This window comes from Xanthomonas sp. NCPPB 1826, assembly GCF_056725285.1.
The window spans coordinates 1,420,985-1,440,098 of sequence record NZ_CM161521.1 but is presented as its reverse complement, the minus strand read 5'-3'; the positions used below and the strand labels follow the sequence as shown (position 1 = coordinate 1,440,098).

13 protein-coding genes are annotated in these 19,114 nt (G+C 66.8%); 2 read left to right on the top strand and 11 right to left on the bottom strand.

The features are described from left to right. Positions 1-254 precede the first annotated feature (254 nt). The 6 genes from AC1PLA_RS06240 to lexA form a co-directional block, all read right to left on the bottom strand. Entirely contained in the window at positions 255-2,225 is a 1,971-nt protein-coding gene (locus AC1PLA_RS06240; protein ID WP_047125795.1) for an OPT family oligopeptide transporter, read from the bottom strand. Positions 2,226-2,835: 610 nt separating this feature from the next. Beyond that, complete coding sequence (locus AC1PLA_RS06235; protein ID WP_054590888.1) at positions 2,836-3,654, bottom strand: HDOD domain-containing protein; 819 nt, start codon at positions 3,652-3,654, stop codon at positions 2,836-2,838. Between the two features lie 318 nt (positions 3,655-3,972). Next, positions 3,973-7,224: an error-prone DNA polymerase gene (locus tag AC1PLA_RS06230; RefSeq protein WP_481105791.1), complete on the bottom strand. Its 3,252-nt coding sequence runs from the start codon at positions 7,222-7,224 to the stop codon at positions 3,973-3,975. Between the two features lie 156 nt (positions 7,225-7,380). Then, the gene (locus AC1PLA_RS06225) at positions 7,381-8,799 is read right to left on the bottom strand and encodes a Y-family DNA polymerase (RefSeq protein WP_054590887.1); all 1,419 of its coding nucleotides are present in this window, start codon (positions 8,797-8,799) and stop codon (positions 7,381-7,383) included. A gap of 9 nt (positions 8,800-8,808) precedes the next feature. Then, the gene (gene imuA / locus AC1PLA_RS06220) at positions 8,809-9,462 is read right to left on the bottom strand and encodes a translesion DNA synthesis-associated protein ImuA (RefSeq protein ID WP_024938648.1); all 654 of its coding nucleotides are present in this window, start codon (positions 9,460-9,462) and stop codon (positions 8,809-8,811) included. Position 9,463: 1 nt separating this feature from the next. Further along, a complete protein-coding gene (gene lexA / locus AC1PLA_RS06215; RefSeq protein WP_039523995.1) occupies positions 9,464-10,069 on the bottom strand; it encodes a transcriptional repressor LexA in 606 nt (201 codons plus the stop codon). A gap of 161 nt (positions 10,070-10,230) precedes the next feature. Between lexA and AC1PLA_RS06210 the strand changes: the two genes are divergently transcribed. Continuing rightward, positions 10,231-10,452: an AbrB/MazE/SpoVT family DNA-binding domain-containing protein gene (locus AC1PLA_RS06210; protein ID WP_016849390.1), complete on the top strand. Its 222-nt coding sequence runs from the start codon at positions 10,231-10,233 to the stop codon at positions 10,450-10,452. 8 nt (positions 10,453-10,460) lie between these two features. Further along, entirely contained in the window at positions 10,461-10,886 is a 426-nt protein-coding gene (locus AC1PLA_RS06205; protein ID WP_024938646.1) for a type II toxin-antitoxin system death-on-curing family toxin, read from the top strand. Between the two features lie 233 nt (positions 10,887-11,119). On the opposite strand, the gene AC1PLA_RS06200 is transcribed toward AC1PLA_RS06205, so the two are convergent. The 5 genes from AC1PLA_RS06200 to AC1PLA_RS06180 all read right to left on the bottom strand — a co-directional run bounded on the left by AC1PLA_RS06200 (position 11,120) and on the right by AC1PLA_RS06180 (position 19,013). Next, complete coding sequence (locus AC1PLA_RS06200) at positions 11,120-12,424, bottom strand: jacalin-like lectin (RefSeq protein WP_104647152.1); 1,305 nt, start codon at positions 12,422-12,424, stop codon at positions 11,120-11,122. 109 nt (positions 12,425-12,533) lie between these two features. Beyond that, the gene (locus tag AC1PLA_RS06195; protein WP_481105790.1) at positions 12,534-13,850 is read right to left on the bottom strand and encodes a histidine-type phosphatase; all 1,317 of its coding nucleotides are present in this window, start codon (positions 13,848-13,850) and stop codon (positions 12,534-12,536) included. Positions 13,851-14,125: 275 nt separating this feature from the next. Next, positions 14,126-17,023: a TonB-dependent receptor gene (locus tag AC1PLA_RS06190; RefSeq protein ID WP_481105789.1), complete on the bottom strand. Its 2,898-nt coding sequence runs from the start codon at positions 17,021-17,023 to the stop codon at positions 14,126-14,128. Between the two features lie 377 nt (positions 17,024-17,400). Beyond that, positions 17,401-18,423, bottom strand: a complete 1,023-nt coding sequence (locus AC1PLA_RS06185; RefSeq protein ID WP_481106165.1) for a FecR family protein — start codon at positions 18,421-18,423, stop codon at positions 17,401-17,403. 65 nt (positions 18,424-18,488) lie between these two features. Beyond that, a complete protein-coding gene (locus tag AC1PLA_RS06180; protein WP_024938642.1) occupies positions 18,489-19,013 on the bottom strand; it encodes an RNA polymerase sigma factor in 525 nt (174 codons plus the stop codon). Positions 19,014-19,114 lie beyond the last annotated feature (101 nt).

Sequence of the window (19,114 nt, the reverse complement as noted above, 5' to 3'; positions counted from 1 at the left end):
CGAGCTTGCAGGGATGTTCGAACTGGATATGCCGCTGTGCGGTCACGGCATCGATTCGGTGCACCATGCCGTGCCGGCATGCTGCTGCACTTGCGCGTTCGGCAACAGGGCCGCATTCGAACCGCGTCTGCGGCAAGGCAATCAGAACAGCGGCAATCCGGTTTTAATGCCACAACGAAAAACGGACACGCATACAGCGATGCGTGTCCGTCGAGAGGCAGCGCGCGGGCGCATGCCTTGGTGAAGCGTTACCCTCAGGCGGTCTGTTCGCCGCGCTTGCCGACGCGGTACAGCAGCCAGCCGACCAGGGCGAGGATCGCCAGGCCGAACCATTGGTTGAGCTGCAGGCTGGCCGGCAACGCCAGCACATCGGCGCGGCTGGACAGCACGATCGGCACCGCGATGGCGATCCCCATCAACGCCTCGCCGGTGATCAGGCCGGCGGCGAACAGCACGCCCGGGCGATGCACGCGGTCGCGGCCATCTTCGTCGTCGGCGCGGATCTTGTGGAAGCGCTCCACCAGGTGCGCGATCAGGCCGCCGAGGAAGATCGGCACCATCAGCTCCAGCGGCAGGTAGATACCGATCGCCGCCGCCAGCACCGGCACACGGAAGCGCTTGCCGGTCTTCTTCAGCCATTCGTCCAGCGCGATGATCGCCGCGCCCACGGCGGCACCGATGGCAATCATCGACCACGGCAGCTGCCCGCCGAACAGGCCCTTGGCGACCGAGGCCATCAGCGTGGCCTGCGGTGCAGCGAGCGAGTTGGGGTGCTGCGGCGTGGCCGGGCCGATGCCGTAGGCCTGCGCCAGCAGGTTCAACACCGGCGCCATGATCAGTGCGCAGGAAAACGCGCCGATGCCCAGCATCAGCTGCTGCTTCCACGGCGTGGCGCCGACCAGATAGCCGGCCTTGAGATCCTGCAGATTGTCGCCACCCACCGCTGCCGCGCAGCACACCACCGCACCGATCATGATCGCCGCCACCGCACCCAACGGCGCCGCGCCGATGCCGACCGGCACCAGACCATCCTTGCCGAGCAACAGCACCAGCACCGCCGAGGCGAACAGGATGGTGGAAATGGTGATGCCCGAGACCGGGTTGTTGGACGAGCCGATCAAGCCGGCCAGATAGCCGGACACCGACACGAACAGAAAGCCGGCCACGATCATGATGATGGTCATCGGGATCGACACGTGCCACTGCTGCACGATCGCCTGGTACAGGCCCAGCAACGGCAAGGTGCACAGCACCAGCGCCGCCAGCATCCACTTCATCGGCAGGTCGCGCTCGGTCTCGGCGACCACACCGCCACCGCTCTTGCGCGCGGCGGCAAAGCCGCTCTTGACGCCGGACAACAGCGACTTGCGCAGCGAGAACAGCGTCCATACGCCGCCGATCAGCATCGCGCCGACACCCAGGTAACGGATCTTCGCGCCCCAGATGCCGAATGCCGCATCGGCCGCTGGCGCACCGACCAAGCTCTGCGCCAGGGCCGGGTCGCTGCCCATGAAGAACTGCTGATACAGCGGAATGGCGATATGCCAGGACAGGATCGACCCGGACAGCACCACGATGCCGACATTCAGGCCGACGATGTAGCCCACGCCCAGCAGCGCCGGCGACAGATTGGTGCCTAGATAGCCGACCAGCCGGCTGCTGCCCAGGTAGGTGGCCTGCGCCCAGGTGTCCGGGATCACCCGCAGGCCGCTGGCCGCACCCAGCTTGACCAGCGCGCCGATCGCACCGGACATCGCCAGGATCTTGAGGCCCGGGCCGGGGTTTTCACCGGCCTTGAGCACCTCGGCCGCCGCCTTGCCTTCGGGGAACGGCAGCGGGTCTTCGACGATCATCGAACGCCGCAACGGCACCGAGAACAGCACCCCGAGCAAGCCGCCCATGCCGGCGATGCCGAGCACCCACCAGTACTTGAAGTCCGGCCAGTAGCCCATGATCACCAACGCGGGGATGGTGAAGATCACCCCGGCCGCGATCGACGAACCGGCCGAGGCACCGGTCTGGACGATGTTGTTTTCCAGAATGGTGCCGCCGCCGAGCAGGCGCAGCACGCCCATCGAGACGACCGCAGCCGGAATGGCGGTGGCGATGGTCAGGCCGGCAAACAGGCCGAGATAGGCGTTGGCGGCCGAAAGCACCACCGCCAGCACGATGGCCAGCACGACGGCGCGGAAGGTGAGCTGGCGCGGCTGCGCGTCATGGCTCATGGGCAGTTCCCCTGTGGCAAAAAATCCGGACCACGCTAGCGCCTACACGGGGTTCCGTCCAGCTGCGCCGCGGCGTGACACTGTGCCTGCTGTGGCGGCTGGAATGCCCGGGGATGTAGCGACGGGGACAACAGGCGTGTACCAGCGTGTGTCGGCGACTGCATCGCGCATGCAGATCGCAAACGCATGAGGTCGCACGGTGTGGAGGTGGCGGACACTGCTGCATGGGCATGCAGACGACCGGTACATGGCGTCAGGATGCGGCGATGCGGTTTTGCGGCTTGTCGACCAACAGAGGGACGATGAGCGACGCGCGACGTGGCCGATAGGTGACAACGAGCGATGGACTCGTCATCACGTCCATCGCTCGTACCGGCGGTCGCCTGCCGCCCGTGCTGGCGGGACAGTGCGCTGATGAGGGGTCGCGGATGAGGCCGCGCGCCCGTAAGGCGACTAGTCTGCTGCTGCAGCGGCGGACACGCGTTGCCGTTACATCGCTATCGCCGTGATCACTGGACGCTGCCGTTTTTCCTGCACGTCAGGGATCTGCTGCCGGCGATGGTGCGTCAGCGGCTGCGCCGACGCTGGCGGCGTCGGCGCGGCTGTCCAATCAATGCAGCAGTTCGGCAAACGCGCGGTCGGCCTCGATCACGTCCGGCAATGCGGCGAACAAGGCATCCAGATCCACCGTGTCCATCAACGGACCGCGCACCGCCTCCAACGCCGCCGGCGTGGCGCCACCATGTGCACGCAGCGCGTCGGACACCTGCACCGCCTGGGCGACCAGCAGCGGCATCCGCGCACCTTCCGGGGCAGCGGCCGGGCGGACCTGATAGGCGATCGCTTCCTGGATGACGGCGGGCAGCTGCCAGCGACGCACCAGCTCGGCGCCGACTTCCGGGTAGCCGAAGCCCAACTGCAGGGTTTCTTCGGCGGCATGGCCGGCCGATGAGCTGTCGTGATTGATGCGGCTGGCGTAATCCGGCGCGCCGGACTGGATCAGCAGCTCGCCGATGTTGTGCATCATGCCGCAGGTAAACGCGGTTTCCGGATCCACGCCGTGCTGGCGCGCCAGCAGGCGGCAGATGCCGGCCACCTCGAAACTGTGCCGCCAGAACGCCTTCAGATCAAAGCCCGGGCCGGCGCGGAACGCGCCGGTCATCGCCGAGGCCAGCACCAGGGTGCGTAGCGTGTTGAAACCCAGCCGCATGGCCGCGTCTTCCACGCTGGTGGAGTCGCGCAATCCGTGGAAGCGCGCCGAATTGGCAAGCCGCAGCACCTTGGCGGCAATCACCGGATCGCGCTCGATGGTGTGCGCCAGCACATCGATGTTGGTTGCCGGATCGTCGAACCGGGCAATCAGGTCCTGCGCCACCTCGGGCACGGTGGGCAAGGTGTGCAACTGGTCGAACAACGCCTCCAACTTCATGATCGCCTCGTGGATGAAAGGTAAGCCAGCGCGGCCGCGCCAGCGTGCATGGTGTAGCACAGACCGGCCGGATGACGCTGCCCCGTCACGGCCGCTATTCACCCGCGCTTTTGCGTCGATCTGTACCGCGTGGCGTGCCGATGCTGCTGCACCGGGTTCGATCGCGAGTCTCAGGCGCGGCAACACGATTGCCGCCCCACAGGCATTGGCATCGGATGCGCGTGCCTGATGGCCAACGCGCCCACACACAAGCAGAAAGGCTCACGTTGATGGGCGACGTGGATGCGCGTGCCGTAGCAGGCGCGCGTCCGCGCCGTTTCAATGAAAATCGCGCGAGGGCAGCTGCATTTCGCCGAGCAGGTCGCTGAGGTCGTGCAGATCGCCGGCGATGAGATGCTCCACGCCGTCCACGCGCTCCCAGCGGCCGCGGACGGCCAGCAGGCGCGATTCCAGCAGTGCGCGGCGGCGGCGCAGCGCCAGGTGCGACCAGACGATGACGTTGATCATGCCGTGCTCGTCTTCCAGGGTGACGAAGATGGTGCCCTTGGCGGTGGCCGGGCGCTGGCGCTGGGTGACCAGGCCTGCGACATGCACGCCGCTGCCATGACGGCGGCCCTGCAGTTCGCGCAGGCCGAGGATGCGCCGCTGCCGCATCTGCGGGCGCAGCAGCGCCATCGGATGCTGGCGCAGACTCAGGCCGACCGAGCGGTAGTCGGCCAGGATCTCCTCGCCTGCGCGCGGTGCCGCAAACTCCACCGGGCGTTCCTGCGGGCTGCCCGGCAACAGCGGCCGACGCGCTTCCACGCCGGCCATCGCCCAGCGCGCGGCGTTGCGGTTGCCCACCATGCCCTGCAAGGCGCCGGCTTCGGCCAATGCCAGGCGCGCCTTTTCGTCGAGTGCGGCACGCAGGCATAGATCGCCGATATCGGCGAAGGCCCGCTGCGCGCGTGCCGCGGCAATGCGGTTGGCCACCACTTCCGATAATCCAGCGACCTGGCGCATGCCCAGCCGGATCGCCGGTTGTTCGCCGGGGTCTTGGTCGCTGCGCCAGGGCCGGCCACCGACCAGCGTGTTGTCCCAGACGCTGTGCAGCACATCCACCGGCAACACCTCCACGCGCGCGCGCTCGGGACTGCCACGGCGTGCGTCCTGCACGATCTGGCTGGCCGAGTAGAAGCCCATCGGCTGCGCATTGAGCAGCCCGCAGGCGAAGGCCGCCGGTTCATGCCGTTTGAGCCAGCAGCTGGCGTAGACAAGCTTGGCGAACGAGGCGGCGTGGCTCTGCGGGAAGCCGTAGGAGCCGAAGCCCTTGATCTGTTCGAAGATCTGGTCGATGAAGGTGGAGGCGTAGCCTTTGCCCTGCATGCGCTCGCGCACCCGCGCGCGGTGCTGTTCCATGTCGCCACCGCGCCGCCAGGCGGCCATCGAGCGGCGTAGATTATCCGCTTCGCTCTCGGTGTAATCGGCAGCGTGCATCAGCAGCTCCATCACCTGTTCCTGGAATAGCGGAACTCCAAGCGTCGGCTTGAGAATGTCCTCCACCTCTGGCGAGGGGTAGTTCACGTCCTCGCGCCCCTGCCGCCGGCGCAGATACGGGTGCACCATGTCGCCCTGGATCGGGCCGGGGCGCACGATCGCCACTTCGATCACCAGGTCGTAGAACACCGCAGGCTTGAGCCGCGGCAACATCGCCATCTGCGCGCGCGACTCGATCTGAAATACGCCCACGGTGTCGGCGCGCTGGATCATCTTGTAGGTCGGCTCGTCATTACCTGGCAGTGTGGCAATGCTGTAATCGCGCCCGCGGTGGCCGCGCACCAGCTCCAGCGTCTTGCGGATGCAGGTCAGCATGCCCAGCGCCAGGCAATCGACCTTGAGCAGCTTCATGGTTTCCAGATCATCCTTGTCCCACTGGATGATGGTGCGGTCGGCCATGGCGGCGTTTTCCACCGGCACCAGCAGCGACAGGGGTTCGTCGGAGATGACGAATCCGCCGACATGCTGCGACAGATGGCGCGGGTGATCGCGCAGTTGCTCGGTCACCGCAAGAATCTTGTTGATCAGCGGGTTGGCCAGATCGAACCCGGCCTCTTCGATGCGCTGTTCCATCGGCGTTTCGCCATTGCCCCAGCCATAGCAATTGGCCAGCAACGCGATCTGGTCCGGCGGCAGGCCGAACGCCTTGGCCACATCGCGCACGGCGCTCTTGCCGCGATAGCAGATCACCGTCGCCGCCAATGCCGCGCGTTCGCGGCCGTACTTGTTGTAGACGTACTGCAGCACCTCCTCGCGGCGTTGGTGCTCGAAATCGACGTCGATGTCCGGGGGCTCGTCGCGTTTTTCGGACAGGAAGCGCGCCATCAACAGACGCGTTTCATCCGGGTTGACCGCGGTGATGCCCAACGCATAACACACCGCCGAGTTGGCCGATGAGCCACGGCCCTGGCAGAGAATGTGCTGTTCGCGGGCGAAGCGCACCACGTCCTGCACGGTGAGAAAGAAGGCCTCGTAGCTCTTATGCGCGATCAGCGCCAGTTCCTTCTCGATGTCGGCGCGTACCTTTGCCGGCGTTCCATCCGGCCACCGCTCACGCATCCCCTCCTCAGTGAGCTGTCGCAGATAACTCGCCGGCGTATGCCCTTGCGGCACCAGTTCGCGCGGATAGGTGTATTCAAGCCTGGAGATATCGAAGCTGCAGCGCTGCGCCAGGTCCACCGTGGCCTGCAACAGCGCATCCGGATAGATGTTGCCCAAGGCACGCCGCGTGCGCAGATGGCGCTCGCCGTTGCGGAACAGGTGCGCGCCGCACTCGGCCAACGGCAAGCCGTGGCGGATGGCGGTCAGGGTGTCCTGCACGATGCGCTCGCGCCGCTGCGCCATATGCACATCGCCGCTGGCCATAGCAGTCATGCCCAGTTGCTGCGCCAGCAACTGCAGGGTGAGCAACCGCGCCGCATCGTCCTGTTCGCGGTGCAGTTCCACCGCCAGGAATGCACGCTCACCGAACACCTGCTGCAACCAGGCGCCCTGCTCGGCCTGCGGCTGCGCGCCGGGTAACCACAGCGCGAACACGCCGGGTTCCATAGCGCGAAACTGCGCCTCCACCTCGGCACGCCCGAGCCGATACGCGCCCTTGCTTGCCGCACGCCGCGCGGTGGTGATCAGCGCGCACAACTGCGGATAGCCATGCGCGTTTTCCACCAGCAGCACGAAGCGGGTGCCATCGACCAGGGTGAATTCGCTGCCGACGATCAAGCGCACGCCGGTGGCGCGCGAGGCTTCCAGACCGCGCACGATGCCGGCCAGCGAGCACTCGTCGGTGATCGCCAGGGCGCTGTAGCCGCAGTGGTGCGCGCGCATGAACAATTGTTCGGCGCTGGAGGCGCCGCGCAGGAACGAAAAATCCGACAGGCAGTGCAGCTCGGCATAGGCAGGCAGCCCATCGGCGACCATGGCATGGGCGATGTCGTCGTTTGCCGCGCGCAACCGCGCGGCGACCGTCCAGGCGCGCGGCATGCGCCCACCGGGGGTATCGCGGTCCACGCCGTCGACGGCGTCATCCCAGCTCATGCGCGCACCTCTTCGACATCGCGCTGCCACCGCACATGTGCTGCAGATCGACGCGCTGCGTTTGCCTCTTCGGTCCGTGGCATCGGACGCGTGCGGCACCGCTGCGATGACCAGCGCCGCAGGCAATGCACCGCTGCTGCAAGGGCATGCAACCGGTCATGCGAACCACCCGTGCAGCATCCAGCCATCGACACGGCCAGGAGCGGCGAACGCCCAGCCACGCCGGCCGCGCGCGGTTTCCACCACGTAGTAATCGCGGCGCGCCTCGTCGTCGTCCCACCAGCCGCTTTCCAGCCGCTCCGGGCCGGAGATGATGCGCAGCTGCGTTTCGTGCAGAGGCACTGGCTGCGGCAACAGCCAGGTCGGGCGCGGCGGACGCGGCGGCGCCGCAACGTCGCGCACCGCATCGCCAATGGCGCGCCGCCAGGCACGTTCCGGGCGCGGGTCGTCGGCCGGCAGTACGCGGTACACCGCCTCATCGCCGAGCCGCGCGCGCAGGCGCTCGCGCAGCTGCGGCCACTCCACCGATTGCTGCGCACGTTGATCGAACAGATCGCGCATGGCCGGCACGAACGGTGGCAGCTGCCGCGCCAGCAGGCGCATCGCCACTACCGGGCGTGGAATCTCCACCCGCTCCAGCCGGTTGCGCGCAAGCTCGAACAACAGCGTCGGCGCGCGCTCCGGCGTCAGCAAGCCGATCTCGACATCGGTGGCGCCTTCCTCGTGTTCCAGCCGCAGCAGGAACCGTTGCACGCCGCCGTCGCGGATGGACAGGTAGGTGCACAGGTCGCCGATCAGGCGCCGCAGCGGGAACAGCAGCGCCGGATGCATTTCCACCTCGTAGCCGAGCTCCACGCGCTGGTCGAAGTGGTCCGGTGGCGCGTAGCACTCCAGGGGGTCGTCGACCTGGCCGTAGAGGCGGTCCAGATGCTCGAGCAGGCCCGCGCCGAACCGCCGGCGCAGCCCATCGCGCGGCAACGCGCGCACCGCCGCCAGCGTGCGCACGCCCATGTGTTGAAGGCGCTCGCCGGCATCGCCCGGCAACGCGGCGCGGCGTACCGGTACCTTGTCCAGCGTGGCGTGCAAGGCCGGCAACTGCGTCACCACCATGCCATCGCGCAGACCGGCCAGCACGCGCGCGGCGCGCGGCGTAGGTGCCAGTGCGAGCCGGTGCCGGAAGCCCAAGGCCTGCAGTTCATCGCGCAGGCGGCGTTCGAAACGCGGCCATGGACCGAACAACCGAAAACTGGCACCGGCCTCCAGCACGATGGCACGCGACCATTGCTGACTCACCAACGAACTGTGCCGGTACGCCCACGCCGCGAGAAACCGCTGCGTGCGCGCCTCAGCCTGGGCCTCGTAATCGATGGTGCGTACATGGGACATCAGCGCATGCGCCGCCGACAGCCGCATGCCGGCTTTCAGGCCGGCGGCGGACGCCGCTGCATTGACCGAGTGCAGGCTGCGCAACTGCGCCGGGCCTTCCACCAACGCCAGCGGCGCGTCCGGCTCTTCCAGACGCCGGAGGACGGCGTCCAGCGCCAGCTGCGGCAGCAAGATGCAGGCCCACAACATGCGCGCGCCTCAATGCGCCAGCCGCAACGGCTGCGACGGGACCTGCCCGCCGCGGCACTTGCGTACCTGCCAGGCATCGCGCTCGGGCAGGAATTCCAGCCGTAACGCCGCCGGCGATGCATTGACCGCATGCTTGCGATCGCGCAACGCGAACGCGCAGCAGTTGCCGCTGTCGGCGGCGACCTGCAGCCGCCGCAATGCGCGTGCATCGCCGGTCTGCGGCCAGCCCAGCACTGCCGCGCATGCGCCACTGCGCAGGCATTGCTCGAACGCCCACAAGGCATCGCGCGGCTCGGCCTGCACCACTTCCAGATGTTCCAGCACCACCCCGCCCGCCTGCCAGGCCGGCGCATAGGGAATGAACGGCGGCGCCACCAGCACCACCCGGCTGCTGGCGCCGGTCATGCGCGCCAGCGTGGGCAACAGCAGTGCGATCTCGCCTACGCCGTGCGCGGGCAACAGCAATTCGGTCAGTGCCCGCCGCGGCCAGCCGCCATCGGGTAGCAGCGCATCCAGCGCCGCATGCCCGGTGGATTCGCCGCCATGGGCGATGGCGGTGCCACGACCCGCGCGCCACACCGTGCGCGCGGCCAGCAGGGCGTCCAGCGGCAGCGCCACTGCCGCGTTGCCGTCCTGCCTGATGCGCGCGGGCTCCTGGCTCATCTCAACCCTGCCGGATCAGACCGCAGTACAGTCCTTCGATCGCGAAGTCGGCATCGGCCGCCACCACGATCGGCGCATGCGCGCGGTTGCGCGGCAACAGGCGGATGCGTTCGGCACCGCGCTCCAGCCGCTTGATGGTGATTTCGCCATCCACCCGCGCCACCACGATCTGCCCATCGCGCGCCTCGCTGCTGCGATGCACGCCGACCAGATCGCCGTCCAGGATGCCGTCGTCGATCATCGAATCGCCTTGCACCTGCAGCAGATAGTCCGGGCGCAAGGAGAACAGCGTGCGGTCCAGCCACAACTGTCGGTCCAGGCCGATATCCGCCCCAATCGGCACACCGGCCGCTACCCGGCCCAGCACCGGCAAGGCCAGCAAGGCATCACGCGCGGCCCCGCCCGGCATGCGGATGCCACGCTTCTGATTGGGCAGCAGCTCGATCAACCCGGCCTCGGCCAGCGCCTGCACGTGCTTTTGCGCGGCATTGCGCGAGGCGAACCCGAACGCCTGCGCAATCTCGGCCAGGCTGGGGGATACCCCTGCACGGGCCTGCTCCTGCAGGAAAGCCAGCACCGCCTGACGCTTGGGGGAGAGAGGTTCCATGGGAGTGCAACGGCCGGCCGGGACAAGGTGTACATTTGTACACCTGTCAGTCGCAGCAGGCGAGATCGGCCCATGCAGGTTGCTGAGCCGCTTCAGCCAGGACGGGCTTGTGATCGGCTGGAGACGGAGTTATAACTTACGTACTAACGAGGGCATCGACCATGAAGCTCAAGATCACCTCCATCGGCAATTCCGCTGGCGTCATCCTGCCCAAGGAATTGCTCGCCCGCCTGCGGCTGGGCAAGGGCGACGAACTCTATGCACTGGAAACGCCCGATGGCATCAAGCTGACCGCGTTCGACCCGACCCTGGCCGCGCAGATGGATGTGGCCGAGCAGGTGATGCGCGAGGACCGTCAGGTGCTGAACAAGCTGGCCAAATGAACACGCGCATGGTCGTGTGGATCACGCGCGCGCTTGCCCTGGCCATCCACGAACGTCAATTGAGCGAACACGGTGGCGCTGCTGGCATCCGCGATGAGGCATTGCTGGACTCGGCGCTGGCCCGTCCACAGCAGCTGTTTTCTTATGGCGATCCTCCGCCCGATCTGGTGCAGTTGACCGCCAGCCTGGCCTACGGGCTGGCGCGCAATCACCCGTTTGTGGATGGCAACAAGCGTACCGCCCATGTCTGCTACCGCGTTTTTCTCGTGCTCAATGGTGCCGAGCTCATGGCCTCGCAGGAAGAGAAGTATGTCGCCATGATGGGATTGGCCGATGGCGCATGGAGCGAAGCGGAGTTTGCCCAATGGTTGCGTCCACGGGTGCGCTTGCGTGCAGATACGCATGTGCACGAACCCCGCGGGCATTACGGTTGATGCATTGCGTCGCTCCGCCGACGGATTATCGCGGAGCATCCGTAATTGCGCAGGATGACTAGATTCTCGTTCCCACAAAGTTGCGGCTGCACGGATGTTTCAACGCGCCGCCAGATTCAATGCTGCGTGGATTGCCGTTTTAGCAGAGAGGCCATCCATGGCCGTGCGTCGCTACTTTGCAGCTCACGCCGCAGACTGCGAGGGGTCTGAGTGGCTGCTAGTCCGCAACGCCCTCAGTCCTTCGCATACACCACCCCCAGCTTGTCGATCTCCTCACCCGCGCGACCGGTGAAACCGGCGATATGCCAGCCGCTGGGAGCGGTCAGCGTGTAGCTCTCGCTGGTGGGGCTGCCCACCTGCACGCTGCGGCCTTTGTTGGTGCGCAGGCTCAGCGAGAACAGGCGGGTGCGGTCGTTGTACTTGCCCACAGTGAAGGTGGCCGAGGACAGCGTTTCGTTGGCACCCAGCGACAGTGTGGTCGCCTGCCCGCCGCTGCCGCCGTGCGCGAGCAGCTTGCCGCTGTCCAGGATCACGCCGACGCCATCCAGGCGCGCACCGCCGCGCAGGGTCACGCCACTGAGCGGACGCACGCCAGGATTGCCGGCCAGATCGTTGAACGGAACGCCATGCGGACCACCGAACTGGTCGCTGGTACGCAGTTGGTCGCCCACGGCCCATCCGAATTGCGCATGCAGCGGGTAGTGGTCGGACAGCGGCTTGCCGGCGCTGTCGTAGAAGCCGCCGCCATCGAGCTGGTAACGGTTGGCCACCAGGGTCAATTGCGGCGCGTCGCGGTACAGGATCTTGTCGACCACTTCGCAGCTGTTGGTGGGCGGCGTGCCGCACAACAGCGGTGCGGCGCCGGCCGCCGGTGCTGCGCCCTTGATCAGTTCCACCCACGGATCGGTCAAACCGTTGGAGGCGATCAACTCGCGGATGTTGTCGTCGCTGCGGGTGTAACGCGTATTGGAATCCATCATCACCAGCACCGCATTGCCGGCCGACCAGGTCTGGATGAACTGCGAGAGCTGGCCGATATTGGCGCGACGTGCGGACAGGTCGCCCGCTTCGACACCGGCATTGGGATGCGCGTTGTAGACGTCCAGCAACACGCCGTCGGCCAGGCGCACGCGCATGTAACTGAAACCCTTCGGGGTCAGGCAGTCGGTGCCGTTGCACTGGTTCCACTTGACCCGGGTGAAGTCGCTGAAGGGATAGTTGCTGAGCGTGTTGAGCCCGTCGCCGAACGCGGCACCGCCACTGGTGGCTGTGCGGTAGGGATGCGCGTCGCCGGCGTACAGCGTGGCGTGGTAGTTGAAGTCTTCCTGCACGTTGACCAGCCCGTAAGGCGCCAGTTTCGGTGCGAGCAGTGCGGTGTTGGTGGCCGGCGTTCCGCTGGACAGGCCTTCGGGCAGGCCGGCGACGTTGTAGGTCAGTACGTCGAGTACGCCGACGTCCGTTTGCGCCTGTGCGATGCCTGCGCAGGCAAGACCGAGAGTGATTGCGAGACTGACGAGAGTACGTCGCTGGTGGAGCATAAATCGCCTCTTGCAGTGATGAGAAACAACGGCTGGCACGGTGGCCAGGGAAACGGCGCCGATGCGCCGATGCAACCACACGCGCCGGTCGCGGCCGGCGCGCGCGGCGTCATTCGCTCAGGTAATGCGGGTCGATCGCGGCGTCGATCAATGTCGCCAAGGTTGATAGCGGGCAGTCGTACTCCGGGGTGGCGCTGCTGCAGCCGGGAATGAACACCGGCGACGACGGCGGCGGCGCCTGCGGTGTCAGCGCGCGGCGTTCGCGCAGTTGCGCCAGCGTCTGCGCGGTATAGCGCAGGCGGATCACGCGCTGCCCATCGGCACGCCGCCAGCGTTCGAACACCAAGGCGCCGCCAGGCACGGTCTGGTCGGGTTGGTAACCGGGCAACTGCCAATGCAGATCGAACATGCCGGCCAGCAGGGTCAGCGTGCCGTCGTGACCGGACAGCACCACCAGCCGTGCATCGCCACCGATCGGCGTGGCCTGCGATGGATTGCGATTGCCACTGGCAACACTGCCTTGCTGCAATGTCGCCAGCAGCCGCGCCGCCAACGGCGTACTGGCCATGCGCGCAACCGTCGGCGCACGCAGGCGCAGCGCGAACTCGGCCTGATGCGGGGCGAACGCGCGCAGCAGACTGGCTTCGTCCACGCCTTGCCATCCCAACGCGGCAAAGTCCTGGCCGTCGGCCCAGCCCATCAACAGGCTTTCGCTGATGCCGGAAGCTGCCGGTGCCGGGCCTTCGACACCGGCGATTCCGTCGTGGGCAGCGCCCATGCCTGCGGGCACCGCATCCAGGCGTTGCTTGCCGGCACCGGCCTGGGTCGGGCACGGCCGCTGCGCGCATTGCAGCAACAGTTGCTGCAAGCTGTCGATCGCATCGCGTTGCGCCGCATTCCAGGCGACCACATCGCCGCCGACGCGGCCGGCGATGGCCGCGCGCATCAATGCCGCCGCAGCGGGTTGTCGCAATGCCGGCGCGCCGTCGAACAGTGGATCGGACGCGTCATCGGCCACGTGGTGCACCGTGTTCGTGCACCCCGGGGTGAGCGTACTTGCCAACGCACGCGCCGAGGCGATGGTGCGCTGGGTGCGATTGGCCCAGTAGTAGACGTTGGCGCAGCCATCGCCATCGAACAGACCCAACGGCGTGTAACGGGCGCGGTAATAGGTGCCGAATAATGCCTCCAGACGCGCACCGTTTGCGGTCAGGTGGCCAGCCGGCACATCGAAGCGTGGCCAGGGACGTGCGGAATAGCGACCCAGTTGCTCCGGGCTGGACATCGCCGCACGCACGCCGTGGCGCTTGAGGATGACGACTTTCTCAAGCGTCTCCGACGTGGTGGCGGCAGGCGCTACCGGCGTAGCCAGGCCAGCCACGATCAAGACAAAAAAACCGATACAGCTACGAAGCAGTAATGACATGAGTGGTCTCAACACGTGATGCAGGTGCTGCACACCGCGATACGAGGCGATGTGCGGCTGGCAACAGCGCCACAGCCGAAGCCATGGCCCTTGCAGATGGCGCCTTGCAGCAAGGCGCCCGGTGGCGGCATTGGCTGCCGCCAACAAACTGGATCGGCGATCACGACGGCTGCGCTCGTCGCAAGGCCTCCGTGGCGGCATGTCACCCGCAAGCGCAGCGCCCCAGGTGCACAGCGCACGTCGCTGGCAACTGCCCGTCAGGTCTCCAGCCCTTGTCAAAAGCGCGCGCGCAACCCCAGCGACCAGGTGCGGCCGTAGTCGGTATAGCCGCCGAACAAGTGATCGCCAACGAACTGGCGCTGCACTTCGCCGGTGAGATTGATCGCGTTGACGAACACCGACAGCGTGTCGTTGACCTTGTAGGCGACATTGGCATCCAGGCTGCCGAACCGGTCGCTGTTGAGCGTGGCCACATTGGCGGTGCCCACCGCGTTGAGGATGTCGTCGCTCCAGCTATAGCTGACGCGCGCCATCAACGGCCCCTTCTCGTAGAACAGCACGGCGTTGTAGGTGTTCCTGGCCACGCCTTCCAGGCTGTCGGTGAAGCTGCCGGTGCCGTCGTGATAGGTCGCCTTGCTGTCGGTCCAGGTGTAGTTGAGCTGCATGCCCAGGCCGTCCAGCGGCGACGGCAGGCCGCTGAAGACCTGCTGATACGCCACTTCCGCGCCTTGCACCATCGCCTTGCTGCCGTTGGTCTTGGACGACAGCAGATAGGTCTGGCCTTGGTAGACCAGATTGGACATCTGGGTCTGGATGAAGCTGGAGATGTCCTTGTAGAACAGACCGCCGGTCAGTGCCGAGGTGCCGTCGATGTACCACTCGAAGGTCAGGTCGTACTGCCACGCTTCGAACGGCTGCAGCGCAGGGTTACCGCCGCTGGCGGTGAGGCGTTCGCCACTGGAATTGAAGGTGAGCTTGGACGACAGATCGGTGAGGTCCGGGCGCGTGATCACCTTGGCTGCGGAAGTCCGCAGCACCATGTCCTCGCGCACATCCCAGGCCGCGTTGAACGAAGGCAGCACATTGGTATAGCTGCGCTCGAAATGCACCGGCTGTGCGCTGCCGTTGACGTCGGCATGGCCGTCGGTGGCCTGCTCGGTGCGCACCACGCGCGCGCCGACATTACCGCGCAGTTCGCGGCCCGCCAGCTGGGTGGCGAAGTTGCTCATCGCGTACGCCGAGGCGATCTTTTCCTGCACCTCGTAGGAATTCTGCAGGTCGGCGCTGTTGGGCGTGTTGTTCAGATCGGCGCTGGTCGGCCAATTGCCCCAGAACGCGGATTCGATCGGCGCCAGCCATTGCCGCGGCAGGTTGCCGTTGGCGTCCGACAGCATGTCGCCCACCGGCAACGCGGTGAAATAGCTGCCCGGGAAACGTACCCCGGCAATGCTGTTGAGCAGCAGGTCGGCGCGATCGTAGGTGCGTGAGCGCTGGCGGTACTTGACGCCCACCTTGAAGTCGCGAAAGAAGCTGCCGTCGAGTGTGCGCCTGGCATCGAACTGCAGCGCGTCTTCCTTGTCGCGCGCATCGATCTCGCGCCATTCCAGCCGGCGCCCTGCCACGGTGGCCGGGTTGGTCGGATCGAAGCCGTTGGTGAAGCTCCAGTCCGGTACGTTGTCGCCGTCGGCTTGCGGCATGTCCACGCGCATCGACAGGTTGGTGCCGCTGCGCAGACGGGTGCGCCGGATCGGATCGGAGTCGTAGCTGTGCGCCTGCGAGTGGAACGCCACTGCGCCCAGCGTCCACTGGTCGCCGCTCCAGGTGCTGGACAGGCGTGCACTGCGATTGTCGTCGGTGATGCCGGAGGTCTCGCGCGAGATCTGCACCTGGCCGTTGCGATAATCGAAGCCGGTGATACCGCCATTTTGCACCCGCAGATTGCTCAGCTTGGCCAGGCTGTCGAAGCCCACGCCCATGCTGTATTCGTCGTAATGCACGGTCTGCCTGGCGTAGAGCAGATCCAGGTTGGTCTCCCACGCCGCGCTGGGCTTCCATTGCAGCGAGGCCGCCACGCCGGTGCGCTCGCGCTCTTCCAGTTCCAGCGTCGGGCGCAGGCCGGTCGGCACATAATTGGCACCGGGCACACCCGGCACGCCGTTGCGGTAATAGTCCCAGCTCACCTCGTTGACGCGATCCTGGCGCAGCGTACGTTGCGCATACGCGCCGGAAATCAGCATGCCGAAGGTACCCTCGGCGTTGACCCAGTTGAACAGCCCGGAGACGCGCGGATCGTTGGCCTGGGTGCGCTGGGCCTGGCTGGATTCCAGCGATACGTTGGTCAGTGTCTTGCCCAGCTCCAGCGGGCGGAATGTACGCACGTTGACGATGCCGCCGATGGCGCCTTCGTCCAGGTCGGCGGTGGGGCTCTTGATCACATCCAGCCCGGAGACCAGTTCGGCCGGCAGCGTGTCGTAGCGGAACTGCCGCCCGGTCTGGCCGGAGGTGCGCACGTTCTCGTTGACCGCCATGGTCTGGCCGTTGAGCGTGGTGACCTGGAAATTCGGACCCAGGCCGCGCACGCGCACGTACACGCCTTCGCCGCGGTCGCGCACGATCGACACGCCCGGCACGCGCTGCAGCGCCTCGGCCACGTTCTGCGCGGGCAGCTTGCCGATGTCTTCGGCGGCGATCACATCCACCACGCTGTCGGCGTAGCGTTTCTGGCGCAACGCGGCGCTGAGGCTGCCGGCGTAACTGCCGAGCACCTGGATGCTGTCCAGTTCCTGCACCGGCGCGTCTGCACGCGGCACCGGTGCCGTGGCGACCGCGGCCGTTGCCGGAGCCGCTGGCGGCAGGCCGGGCGCCGGCTCGGCGGTTTCGATGGTCACCGTGGTCGCATCGAGATAGCGATAGCGCAGGCCGGTACCGTCGAGCAATTGTTGCAGGGCCTGCTCGGGTGCGACGCCGGCCGCGGTGGCGCGGGTCTGCGGGTTGCCGGCCACACCTGCGGCATAGACAAACTGCAGCCCGGTCTGGCGTGACAGCGCATTGAGCGCGCGCGCCAGAGGCTGGGCCGGAATCGACTCGACCGCGACGGTGGCAGCAGCCGTCTGGGCGCCAGCGGTACCGGCGTGCAGGGCGAGAGCAATCGAAAGAAACAACGTACGGCGCATCGTGGAATCCAGTAGGGGAGGAAGCAATGCGCAACACCACCCGCCACGCGGGAATGCTGCGTTGTACCTGGACTACGAGCATCGACAGCGACGATCGGGCACCGCTTTTTGATGAATTTTCTGTGACATCTGCGCAGGCACCAAACCGTGCGCGGGCGCGATGCACTGCATGTGCAACGCGCTGCGCCTGCGTGCACGCGACGACGTGAGGTCTTGCATGTGCGTGGACGCAGCTGCAGATGGCCATCGTTACGCACGCGGCGCAATGGCATCGGCAACCTCATCCAATGCGTACAGGACCAATGCGTTTGCGCCACGCGCTCGCGATCCGACATGCGCAGGCGCTGCACGCATCACGGCGTCGTGCAGCGCCGTGGCTATCGCGTCGCCGTTCCCGGCGCAGGCCGGCTGCTCACGCGCAGCATCCCCGGCGCGCTGACCACGCGCAGATTCGGCTGGCCATCCAGAAATGCACGCAGCGCGGCGAGATCGTCACCGCGCAGATTGCCGGTGAGCCGCAGCGCACCGGCGGCAGCATCGTCGATCGACAAACGCGTGCGGTTGAGGCGATTGAAGTCTTCGGCCACCGTGGCCAGCGGCGCGTCGCGGAACACGATGCGCCGCTGCCGCCAGGCATGCATGGCGGCCACCTCTTCGCTGGCCAGTTCGATCTTGCCGGTGGCCGCATCGATCCGTGCGCTCTGCCCTGCCCCCAGGTTGGCGAGCATCGGCTGTCCATCGCGCGCGTCGCGCCAGACATGGACACGGCCCTCGGCGACCTCGATGCGTGCCTGGTGTTGATACAGGGCAATATCGAAGGTGGTGCCGATATCCTCGACACGCAGATGGCCTGCATGCACCTGCAACGGGCGCCGGTCCGCTGCGACCACGAAGCTGGCCTGGCCACGCAGCAGCTGCAGGTGGCGGCTCCACGGCGTCATGGTGGCACGCAGGCTGCTTTGCCCATTCAAATGCACCACGCTGCGGTCGGCCAACTGCACGCTGCGCTGCTCGCCGTGCGCGGTGGCGTAGGTCTGCGTGCGTGGCCAGGCCCAGCCGGTCAGGATCGCCACGCCGCACAGCGCCGCCGCCAGGCCCGTGCGCCAGCTACGCATGCGTGCATTGGGTTGGCCTTCGCTGCGGCGCGGCCGGGAAGTTGGTTGCGGTGCTTGCTGCCCTCGTGACCGCAGCGGCAGTGCGATCACGTTGGGCGGCGTGGCATCGGCACTCTTGCGCCGGTCGGCAGCAAGCAGGGCATCCACGTCCAGGTCCATGCCACGCATGGCATCGCCCAGATCGCCGGCCACACGCAGCACCGCCATGTATTCGCGCACATGCAACGGCGATGCGGTCAGCCATTGCAGAAAGCCGGCCTGTTGTGTCGCATCCAGCGCCTGCATGCGTTGCAGCGCATGCCAGTGCGCGGCTTCACCGACAACGCTGCGGCTCGGCAACACCGGCTTGCTCACCAGCTGTCCCCGCTGTCGGCAACCGCCCGTCTGCAGGCCGACAAGCCACGCACCACATGCTTCTTGACCATATGCGCCGACACCCCCATGCGCTCGGCGATCTGCTTGTAACTGAGCCCGTCGCGGTACTGCATCACCAATACCGCGCAGGTGCGCTCCGGCAACGTAGCCAGCAGGGCCTGCAGGCGTTGCTGACGCTGCTGCCGGTGCGCAGCATCTTCCACGTCGTCGCCTGCGGCCAGCAACTGCGAAAACTGTTCCATCTCGTCGATGCGCAGTGGCGCCTGCTTGCGTCGCGCGGCCTGCTCGCGCGCCAGGTTCAGCGCCACCGTGTACAGATACGCCTCGGGATTGGCGATCGCCTCGCCTTGATCCTGATGCGCACGCAATAGCCGCAGATAGGTTTCCTGCACCAGGTCTTCGGCATCCTCGTTGGCGCCGCGACGCACGAAAAAACCACGCAGCACCGACCCGTGCTGGGTGAACACCTGCGTCCAGGCGCGGGTGGCGTTGGCTTTCATGCGGGCGCGTTCCCCTGTGCGCTGGGCCGGCTAGCCTGGCCACTGCAGGTGACACCACGATGACGCACCGACGATGGCACCGGCCTGCGATCAAGCGATGT